This is a genomic window from Mycobacteriales bacterium, assembly GCA_040902655.1.
In the GTDB taxonomy this organism is placed as follows: Bacteria; Actinomycetota; Actinomycetes; order Mycobacteriales; family SCTD01; genus SCTD01.
Window position 1 is genome coordinate 24,344 of sequence record JBBDWV010000026.1, and the last position, 9,775, is coordinate 34,118.

Annotated in this window: 8 protein-coding genes and 1 tRNA gene; 6 read left to right on the plus strand and 3 right to left on the minus strand. The window is 72.9% G+C overall.

Going from position 1 to position 9,775, the window contains the following annotated elements; translation table 11 throughout:
• Positions 1 to 28 precede the first annotated feature (28 nt).
• A complete protein-coding gene (gene aceE, locus WD794_08010) occupies positions 29 to 2,770 on the minus strand; it encodes a pyruvate dehydrogenase (acetyl-transferring), homodimeric type (GenBank protein MEX2290255.1) in 2,742 nt (913 codons plus the stop codon).
• 319 nt (positions 2,771 to 3,089) lie between these two features.
• Here aceE and WD794_08015 point away from each other — a divergent pair, with 319 nt between their 5' ends.
• Entirely contained in the window at positions 3,090 to 3,485 is a 396-nt protein-coding gene (locus tag WD794_08015) for a DUF3052 domain-containing protein (protein MEX2290256.1), read from the plus strand.
• A complete protein-coding gene (locus tag WD794_08020) occupies positions 3,428 to 4,633 on the plus strand; it encodes a class I SAM-dependent methyltransferase (protein MEX2290257.1) in 1,206 nt (401 codons plus the stop codon). Before WD794_08015 ends, WD794_08020 begins: the two co-directional genes overlap by 58 nt.
• Positions 4,634 to 4,645: 12 nt before the next feature.
• Here the strand turns inward: WD794_08020 and WD794_08025 are convergent, their stop codons facing one another.
• On the minus strand, positions 4,646 to 5,572 hold the full coding sequence (locus tag WD794_08025) for a maleylpyruvate isomerase N-terminal domain-containing protein (protein ID MEX2290258.1): 927 nt from the start codon (positions 5,570 to 5,572) through the stop codon (positions 4,646 to 4,648).
• A gap of 70 nt (positions 5,573 to 5,642) precedes the next feature.
• Between WD794_08025 and WD794_08030 the strand changes: the two genes are divergently transcribed.
• Positions 5,643 to 5,715: transfer RNA gene (locus WD794_08030), tRNA-Val, on the plus strand.
• A 35-nt stretch (positions 5,716 to 5,750) separates the two neighbouring features.
• Here WD794_08030 and WD794_08035 read toward each other — a convergent pair.
• Complete coding sequence (locus WD794_08035; GenBank protein ID MEX2290259.1) at positions 5,751 to 7,178, minus strand: trehalose-6-phosphate synthase; 1,428 nt, start codon at positions 7,176 to 7,178, stop codon at positions 5,751 to 5,753.
• Positions 7,179 to 7,336: 158 nt separating this feature from the next.
• Between WD794_08035 and WD794_08040 the strand changes: the two genes are divergently transcribed.
• Genes WD794_08040 through WD794_08050 form a run of 3 tightly spaced genes read left to right on the plus strand, consistent with a single transcriptional unit; the run spans position 7,337 to position 9,747 of the window.
• A complete protein-coding gene (locus WD794_08040) occupies positions 7,337 to 7,840 on the plus strand; it encodes a hypothetical protein (protein ID MEX2290260.1) in 504 nt (167 codons plus the stop codon).
• A gap of 42 nt (positions 7,841 to 7,882) precedes the next feature.
• Positions 7,883 to 9,007 carry a Nif3-like dinuclear metal center hexameric protein gene (locus tag WD794_08045; protein MEX2290261.1) on the plus strand — a complete coding sequence of 375 codons (1,125 nt, stop codon included), beginning with the start codon at positions 7,883 to 7,885 and terminating at the stop codon, positions 9,005 to 9,007.
• Entirely contained in the window at positions 9,004 to 9,747 is a 744-nt protein-coding gene (locus tag WD794_08050; GenBank protein MEX2290262.1) for a hypothetical protein, read from the plus strand. The genes WD794_08045 and WD794_08050 overlap by 4 nt, the downstream gene beginning before the upstream one ends.
• Positions 9,748 to 9,775: the final 28 nt, after the last annotated feature.

The window sequence follows — 9,775 nt, forward strand, 5'->3', positions numbered from 1 at the left end:
GAGGCGCCGATACCCCCTGCCCGCAGCCCTACTCGCTCGAGCCCACGGTCGTGTCCTTCTCGGCCGGGAGGTCCTCCGAGTGCAGGGCGTACTGCTGCACGGCCCGCTGCGGGAGGTCGGCGGCGAGTTCGCCGCGGCGGGCCAGCTCGACCAGCACCGCCACCGCAATCGACTCCGGGTCGATCCGGAAGTGGCGACGCAGCGACGCCCGTGTGTCGGACCGGCCGAAGCCGTCGGTGCCCAGCGACGTCCAGTCGTTCGGGACCCACCGGCTGATCATGTCCGGTACCGCCCGCATCCAGTCGCTGACCGCCACGACCGGACCGGTCGTGGCCATCAGGGCCTGCGTCACGTAGGGGGTGCGGCGTGCCTCCGGCTCGAGCAGGTTGTGCTGCTCGCACGCGACGGCGTCGCGGCGCAGCTCGTTCCAGCTCGTCACGCTCCACACGTCGGCGGCCACTCCCCAGTCCTCGCGCAGCAACCGCTGGGCGTCCATGGCCAGGCGCACCCCGATGCCACTGGCGAGCACCTGCGCCCGCGGTCCCTCGCCGTCGGCGGTGGAGTAGCGGTACAGCCCGCGCAGCACGCCCTCGCGCAGCCGCGGCAGGTCGGGCAGGACCGGCTGCGGATAGGGCTCGTTGTAGACGGTGAGGTAGTAGAAGACGTCCTCGCCATGTGGATGGACATCGCTCTCGCCGTACATCCGCCGGAGACCGTCCTCGACGATGAAGGCGACTTCGTACGCGAACGCCGGGTCGTAGGCCACGCAGGCCGGGTTGGTGCTGGCGAACAGCAGGCTGTGTCCGTCCTGGTGCTGCAGCCCCTCGCCGTTGAGGGTCGTGCGGCCGGCGGTCGCGCCGAGCAGGAAGCCGCGGCCCAGCTGGTCGGCGAAGGCCCACATCTGGTCGGCAGTGCGCTGGAAGCCGAACATCGAGTAGAAGACGTAGACCGGGATCATCGGCTCGCCGTGCGTGGCGTAGGACGTGCCGGCCGCGATCACCGACGCCATCGAGCCCGCCTCGGTGATGCCCTCGTGCAGGATCTGCCCCTGCGCACTCTCCTTGTAGGACAGCAGCAGCTCACGGTCGACCGCCTCGTAGGTCTGACCGAGCGGGGAGTAGATCTTCGCGGTCGGGAACATCGCGTCGATGCCGAACGTGCGCGCCTCGTCCGGGATGACCGGCACGATCCGGGCGCCGATGCCCTTGTCCTTCACCAGGTCCTTCAGCAGCCGGACGAAGGCCATCGTCGTGGCGACCTCCTGCTTGCCCGAACCGCGCTTGAGCTCGTCGTAGACCTCCGGACCCGGCAGGGGCAGCGCCTTGGCGCGCACCACCCGCCGCGGCAGCGATCCGCCGAGCTCGGCCCGCCGCTCCTTCATGTAGCGGATCTCGTCGGAGTTCTCACCGGGGTGGTAGTACGGCGGGAGGTCGGCCTCCAGAGCGCTGTCGGAGATCTCCAGATGGAGCCGGTCGCGCAGCGCCTTGAGGTCGTCCTTGCTGAGCTTTTTCATCTGGTGCGTGGCGTTGCGGCCCTCGAAGCCCTTGCCCAGGGTCCAGCCCTTGATGGTGTGGGCCAGGATCACGGTCGGCTGCCCGACATGCTTGGTCGCGGAGTCGAAGGCCGCATGCACCTTGCGGTAGTCGTGGCCGCCGCGCGGCAGGTTGCGGATCTGGTCGTCGCTCAGGTGCTCGACCATCTTCAGCAGCCGGGGGTCGGAGCCGAAGAAGTTCTGCCGGGTGTAGGCGCCGGTCTCGACCGAGTAGGTCTGGAACTGCCCGTCGGGGGTCGTGTTCATCGCGTTGACCAGCAGCCCGTCGACGTCCTGGGCGATCAGGTCGTCCCACTGGCGGCCCCAGACCACCTTGATGACGTTCCACCCGGCGCCGCGGAAGGAGGACTCCAGCTCCTGCATGATCTTCCCGTTGCCGCGGACCGGCCCGTCCAGGCGCTGCAGGTTGCAGTTCACCACGAAGACCAGGTTGTCCAGCTCCTCACGGGCGGCCAGGCCGATCGCGCCGAGCGACTCCGGCTCGTCCATCTCGCCGTCGCCGAGGAAGCACCAGACACGGCTGGCGCTGGTGTCCTTGATCCCGCGGTCGTGCAGGTAGCGGTTGAAGCGGGCCTGGTAGATCGCGGCGATCGGCCCCAGACCCATGGAGACGGTGGGGAACTCCCAGAAGTCGGGCATCAGCCGCGGGTGCGGGTAGCTGGGCAGGCTCGCCGGCCGCGACTCCTGCCGGAAGCCGTCGAGCTGGTCCTCTGTCAGCCGGCCCTCCAGGAAGGCCCTGGCGTAGATGCCGGGGGAGGCGTGGCCCTGGAAGAAGACCGAGTCCCCGGAGTCGTCCGGCCGCTCCTTGCCACGGAAGAAGTGGTTGAAGCCGACCTCGTAGAGGCTGGCCGCGCTGGCGTAGGACGCGATGTGGCCGCCGACTCCGATCTCGGGACGGTTGGCCCGGCTGACCGTGATCGCGGCGTTCCAGCGGATGTAGGCCCGGATCCGCCGCTCGACGTGCTCGTCTCCGGGGAAGGCCGGCTCGCGCTCCGGTGGGATCGTGTTGATGTAGTCGGTGCTGCGCAGCGCCGGCACACCGACGGCCTTCTCGCGCGCCCGCTCCAGCATCTTCAGCATGAGGAACCGGGCTCGGCCGCGGCCGGCGTTGTCCAGTACCGCGTCGAGCGACTCGAGCCACTCCGCGGTCTCGGCCGGGTCGATGTCCGGCAGCTGGGTGGGCAGGCCGTCGCTGATGACGCTGAACCGCTCGGTCACGCTTCTCCCCGGATAGGACGTTGCACCTGTCCCACCATCCTGCCTGCTACCAGCCGGTAGCCGGTAGCAGCCCCGCAGGGCGGGGTCCGGCGGAGCCACGAGCCGGTCCCGACCGGGGGCCGCGACGGGACCGGACGGCCGGGTCCGTGGGCGGGTCTTCGTCCTCCGGCGCAGCGGGGGCACTTGCGCGTCCGGGCCTTGTCCGGTGGACTGCCCTCGAGCGCCCCGCCGGGGCCGAGGGGAAGGGGCAACCGTGAGCACGTCCGCGGACCACGCGGCACAGCGTGGCCTGGCCGAGAAGCTCGGGATCGAGCCCGGCATGGTCGTGCAGGTGGTGGGGACCGGTCCTGACCTGGTCTCCGACGTCGCCGTCGACCAGTCGCTGCTCGACGACGTCGCGGCCCGCACCGGCACCGAGCTGCTCCTCACCGACGACACCGACGACGTGGTCGACGTCGTCCTGCTCTGGTGGCGCGAGGGTGACGGCGATCTGGTCGATGCACTCGTCGACTCCCTCACCAACCTCGCCGACAGCGGGGTGGTCTGGCTGCTCACTCCCAAGGCGGGCCGTGCGGGGCACGTCGAGCCGAGTGACATCGACGAGGCCGCGCCCACCGCAGGGCTGTCCAGCACCCGCAGCACCAGTGCCGCGCCGGAGTGGTCCGGCACCCGGCTGGTCTCGCCGAAGGCCAGCAAGGGCAAGAACCGCCGCTGACGCCGGAGCAGGTCCGGGCGCTGCTCTCGCCGCAGGGGCGGCACGCCGTCGAGGCCGCCGAGCTGCTGGACCTCTCGCCGGCGGCGCGGGTGCGCACTGCGGAGGCGGTACGCACCTTCGGTGTGCTCGGGCCGCTCGCCCTCGAGCAGGCGCTGCTGCGCGAGCGGGCACGGGCCAAGCACCCCCGCGGGCACGAGCTGTGGTGGACGGGCCCGGCTCTCGAGCAGGCCTCCTCGTACGACCTCGCGACGCACCGGGCCCGGCTGTTCGACCGCCCGGTGCTCGACCTGTGCTGTTCCGTGGGCGGGGACCTGCTCGCGCTGCCGGTCGGCTCGGTCGGCGTGGACCTCGACGAGGCCAGGCTGCTGCTCGCCCGGGCCAACGCCGAGGTGCTCGGACGTGAGGTCCGGCTGCTGCGCGCCGACGCCGCCCGGGTGCGGCTGCCGCCCGGCGCCGACGTCGTGGTCGACCCGGCGCGCAGGGCGGGCGGCCGGCGCGTCTTCGACCCGCGCGCCTACAGCCCCCCACTGGATGTCGTGCTGTCGTGGCGGGACCGGGTGCGCTCGCTGGTCGTGAAGGTGGCGCCGGGGGTGGACCACGACGCGCTGCCACCGGATGTGGAGGTCGAGGTGGTGTCGCTGCGTGGCGACGTCAAGGAGGCGGTGTTGCTGTCCGGCGCGGGCCGCAGCGGGCACCGCCGCAGCGCGACCCTGCTGCCCGGCCCGCACACGCTGCTCGACCACCCCGTCGAGGCGCCGGCCGTGCGGCCGCCCGGTCGCTGGCTGCTCGAACCGGACGGCGCCGTGGTGCGCGCCCATCTGGTGGCGCAGCTGGCCGCTCAGGTCGGCGGCTGGCTCGTCGATGCCACCATCGCCTACATCAGCGCCGACACCAGGGTCCCGACGCCGTACGGCACCTGGTACGAGGTGCTCGAGGTCCTGCCCTTCGGGCTCAAGACCCTGCGGGAGCGGCTGCGGGCGCACGACGCCGGGTCGGTGGTGGTGAAGAAGCGGGGGACCGCGGTCGAGCCGGACGTGCTGCGCAGGCAGCTCAAGCTGACCGGGACCCGCGAGGTGACCGTGGTGCTGACGCGTGCGGCCGGGCGCCAGATCGCGATGGTGGTCCGGCCGGACGGCCGGTCCCGCTAGCAGACGTCGGGCTCAGCCCCGGAACTGCCCGAGCAGCCGGCCGACGCGGCCCGCGACGCCGGACACCCCGCCGACGGCGGCCCGCAGTGCGGCGCCGCCGGGCAGGCCCGGGACGTCGTCCAGCAGCGGCGCGAGGCGCATCCACTGGGGCAGCTGCTGCACCTGCAGCCGGCGGCTCACCAGCAGTTGCGGCAGGCCGGCCCGGCCGGCCGAGACGTCCAGCAGGTCGACCGCGGAGCCTCGTACGCCGACGCCGTCGAAGGGCCCGGCGGCGACCCGCCCGGTGGACCAGCTGTGCGCCTGGCTGGTGCAGGACCAGCCACCGTCCGCGGTCATGGCGGTGATCGCGACGTCGATCCCGGCGCGGGCGGTGAGCGCGCCGGTCACGTCGACGAGCGCTGCCAGCCCGCGATCGAGCAGGACGGGGGCCGGCGGGGGAGCGCCGCACGGAGCGAGGTCGAGGGTGTGCACCGCCAGCTCGTAGGTGCCGGCGTGCACCAGGGACAGGACCGGCAGCGGCCCGACAGCGGAGCCGGCCAGCAGCCGGCCGGTCTCCTCGGCCTCACCACCGGCGAAGAAGTGGGCGATCCGCTCCCGCGCCTGCACCAGCGCCCCCACGACGTCCTCGTCCGTGGCCTCGCGGTGGGCGCGGACGAGCAGGTCGCTCACGCGGTCGGGGGGTGGCGGCTCCTTCAGCGCGCCGGTCCGCGCCGACGCGAGGATGCCCTCCAGGACCTGCGAGTCGTCCCAGTTTCCCAGGTGGATGCAGGTCTCGCGGCCGGTCCAGCCGGACAACCGGGAGGGGCGGGACAGGTCGGTCGACGGGTCACGCACCCCGTCCAGGAAGGCGTCCCAGGCGGCGACGACCTCGCGGCCCAGCTCCGGGACACCCAGCTCGCCCAGCCCGAAGCGACCGGGAGCGGGAACAGGTCCTGGCATGTCGCCATCCTGCCCTGGAGCCGTGGACGGGTACCGGGAGGTGCTCGTCAGGCTCTAGCCTGGGGTCGCGGGACCCATGGCTCAGTTGGTAGAGCAGCGCCCTTACAAGGCGAAGGTCGGCAGTTCGAGTCTGTCTGGGTCCACCTCCCGTGCACCGGTCCGTACGGCCGGCGAACGGTCAGTCCGGTACGGCGCCGGGTCCCTCGGCGCCGATGTCGGCCAGCTGGAGGTCGACCCAGTGGTGCACGTCGTGGGCGGTGACCTGCCGGGCCATCCCTGACATCGCCCGCCGGCGGGTGGCTTCCGGCAGCACCAAGGCCTGCTCGATCAGGCTGGAGAGCCCGTCGATGTCGAAGGGGTTGCACAGCACCGCGCCCTCGAGCTCGTGCGCCGCGCCGGTGAACTCGCTGAGCACGAGCGCACCGCAGCTACGGCGGGCGTTCTGGACGGCGACGTACTCCTTCGCGACGAGGTTCATGCCGTCGACCAGTGGCGTCACGAGCATCACGTCGGCGCAGGCGTAGTAGGCCGAGAGCGCCTCCGGAGTCAGTGACCGGTAGAGGTAGTGGACCGGCACGTCCCTGCCGGGAGCGGTGAAACGCCCGTTGATCCGCCCGGTGATCTGCTCGACCTGGCTGCGCAGCTGCCGGTACTCGCGGACGTCGTCCCGGCTGGGAACCGCCACCTGCACCAGGACGAGCTGGTCACGCAGGTCGGGCCGGCGCTCCAGGAGCGCCTCGAAGGCCCGCAACCGCTCGACGATGCCCTTGGTGTAGTCGAGCCGGTCCACGCCGAGCAGCACCGTGCGCCCGGCGAACTGCTGACGCAGGGCCCGGACCTCCTCGTCGGTCCGGGGTGAGGTGCCCAGGTCGGCGAACTGCGCCACGTCGATCGAGATCGGCGACACCGTGGTGCGCACCAGCCGGCCGTCGGGCAGGGCCAGGTCGTCGTCCTTGACCTGCACGCCGTCACCGCCGAGGAGCCGGCCGCAGGCGCGGACGAAGTTCCTCCGGTAGCCCTCGGTGTGGAAGCTGACGACATCGGCCCCGAGCGGTCCGAGGAGCAGGCTCTTGCGCCACGGGATGCGCGCGAAGATGTCCGGGGACGGCCACGGCGTGTGCAGGAACAGGCCGGTGCGCTGGGCGCCGCGCTCCTGGCGCACCAGCTCGGGCACCAGCAGCAGGTGGTAGTCGTGGACCCACAGCAACGCCTCGGGATTGCTGTCGAGCGCTTCCACGGCGGCGGCGGAGAACCGCTCGTTCACCGAGCGGTACGCCGCCCACCAGGAGCGCTCGAACACCGGCTTCTCGATCGCGTGGTGCAGCAGCGGCCAGAGCGTCCGGTTCGCGAAGCCGTGGTAGTAGTCGCGGACCTGGGTCGCCGTCAGGGACACCGGTGCGAGCCCGATCGACAGCTCGGGCAGCCGGGCCGGCGTGTCCTTGGTCCCGCCGTCCCAGCCGACCCACGCCCCGGAGCGGACGCTCATCACCGGGCGCAGCGCCGTCACCAGGCCGCCGGGGGACAGCTGCCAGCCGTCGTCGCCCGCATGCACCGGGAGCCGGTTCGCGACAGCGACGACCGGTCGCTTCGCGTCGTCGGTGGTCACGTCGGGAACCGCCCTCCTGCGTCGTGCCGACCGTCTCCCGGTCGACTGCCCGTACGGCGAGGTTACCGACGTGTCACGGTTCGTCCGTTCCGGCGCGTCCGCCCGGGGGGCCGACCCTCCCGTGCACGCCCGCGTGCGCGTCGTGCAGGCTGGAGGGCATGAGAACGCGATCCTTCCGCCTGCCCGTGCTGTCCCTGGCCGCCGTCGCGGCGCTGTCCGCCTGCACCGCCGAGACCCCGCCCGCCCCCGCCGGCCCCGAGGCCTCCGGCGCAGCCGGGGACCTGAAGGTGGTCACCGATCCCGACGCTGTGCTGCAGGTCGAGGACCAGACCAGTGAGGGGCCGACGGTGCTCGCCGAGGCGGCCGCCACCAAGGGCGGCTTCGTCGTCGTCTTCGCCGACGAGGGCCGCAACGTGCTGGGCACCGGCATCGTCCCGGCCGGGACCGAGCCGGCCAAGGTGCAGGTCTCGCTCGCCGAGGAGCCGACCGAGGAGATCGAGCTGATCGCCCGGCTCTATGCCGACAGCGACGGCGACGGCCTCTACAGCGCCGGCGACCAGCCGGTGAGCAACGGCGAGGACGACGACAGCGACGACGCCGAGGTCTTCCCCGGCGAGCAGGAGACGTTCAGCTTCACCGGCAAGCGGGTCGTCAACCAGTGACGCCGGGCGGGTGACGCTGGAGAGTCGCTCTAGGTTGACCGGGTGACCCCGCGGTTGGCTGATGTGCTCGACGTCCTCGAGGGCTTCTATCCGGCGGCGCACGCCGAGCCGTGGGACGCAGTCGGGCTGGTCTGTGGTGATCCGGCCGCCCCGATCCGGCGGGTGCTGCTGGCCGTCGACCCGGTCGAGGCGGTGGTCCAGGAGGTGGTCCAGGGCGGCTTCGACCTGTTGCTCACCCACCACCCGCTCTACCTGCGCGGCACCACCTCGGTCGCGGCCACCGACCCCAAGGGCAGGGTCGTGCACCGGCTGGTCTCGGCCGGGGCCGCGCTGCACGTCGCGCACACCAATGCCGACGTCGCCGATCCGGGCGTCTCCGACGCGCTGGCGGCGCTGTTCGACCTGCAGGACCTGCGGCCGCTGGAACCCGCGGCCGGCGAGCCGCTGGACAAGCTCGTCGTCTTCGTTCCCGTCAGCGATGCCGACCGGCTGCTCGACGCGCTGGCCGCCGCCGGGGCCGGCAGTGTCGGGAACTACGACCGGTGCGCGTGGTCGACCTCCGGCACCGGCACCTTCCGGCCGCTGCCGGGTGCCGCGCCTTCGGTCGGGGAGGTGGGCCGGGTCGAGCGGGTGGCGGAGGCCCGGCTCGAGGTGGTGCTGCCCCGCGCCGGCCGCGGGCGGGTGCTGCGTGCGCTGGTCGACACGCACCCGTACGAACAACCGGCGTACGACCTGCTGGAGCTCGCGACGGTGGCCGGCTCGCGCGGGCTCGGCCGGGTGGGCGAGCTGCCCTCGCCGGTGCCGCTCGGCGTGCTGACCGAGCGCGCCGCGCAGGTGCTGCCGGCGACCGCCTGGGGCGTACGGGCCGCCGGCGACCCGGCGCAGCCCGTGACCACGCTCGCCGTCTGCGGCGGCTCCGGCGACGGGCTGCTCGGCGCGGCGGCGCGGTCCGGCGCGGACGCCTTCCTCACCGCCGACCTCAGGCACCACCCGGCCAGCGAGTCACCGGAGGGGCTGGCCCTGCTGGACGCTGCGCACTGGGCGACCGAGTGGCCGTGGCTGGCCGACGCGGCCCGGCGGCTGGCTGCCGCCACTACGGTGGAGACGGTCGTGTCGACACTCGTCACCGACCCCTGGACGTACTCTGCGAGGAGTCCCACCGCGTGAAGGCCGACCCGTTCGTCCAGCTCCGTCTGCTCGAGCTGCAGGTCCTCGACAGCGCGCTCGACCGGCTGGCGCACAAGCGCCGCACGCTGCCCGAGATCGCCGAGATGGAGCGGCTCGACGGGCTTGTCGACGCGCTGCGCGACGGCATCGTCCGTGCCGAGACCGAGGTCGGCGACCTGGCCCGGGACACAGCGCGCTTCGAGCGCGAGATAGAGCAGGTCCGCGCCCGCCGTGACCGCGACGAGACGCGGCTGTCCTCCGGCGCGATCACCGTCGCCAAGCAGTTGCAGGACCTCGAACACGAGGTCGCGAGCCTCGTCCGCCGGCAGTCCGAGCTCGAGGACGGCGAGCTCGAGGTGATGGAGAAGGCCGAGACCGCGCAGGCCGAGCTGGACGAGCTGACCGGGCAGCGCTCGGCGCACGTCGAGGCCCGCGCAGCGGCCGAACGGGCGCGTGATGCGGCCTTCGCCGAGATCGACGCCGAGATCGAGCGGACGGTGGCGGAGCGGGCGGAGGTGGCGGGCTCGCTGCCCGAGGACCTGCTCGCCCTCTACGAGAGGATCCGGGCCGCCGAGGGCGGTGTCGGTGCCGGCGAGATCAGCCGTGGCCGGTGCGGCGGCTGCCGGCTGGACCTGATGAACAACGAGAAGTCTGCGGCCCGTGCCGCCGCCCCGGACGAGGTGCTGCGCCACGAGGATTGCGGCCGGATCATGGTGCGGACCGCCGAGTCGGGGCTGTGAGCCGGCGGTCGGGGCTGTGAGCCGGCGG

Coding starts and splice junctions, on each gene's coding strand:
- WD794_08015 (MEX2290256.1), top strand. CDS start 3,090: ATGGTCGTGCAGGTGGTGGGGACCGGTCCTGACCTGGTCTCCGACGTC.
- WD794_08025 (MEX2290258.1), bottom strand. CDS start 5,572: ATGCCAGGACCTGTTCCCGCTCCCGGTCGCTTCGGGCTGGGCGAGCTG.
- WD794_08040 (MEX2290260.1), top strand. CDS start 7,337: ATGAGAACGCGATCCTTCCGCCTGCCCGTGCTGTCCCTGGCCGCCGTC.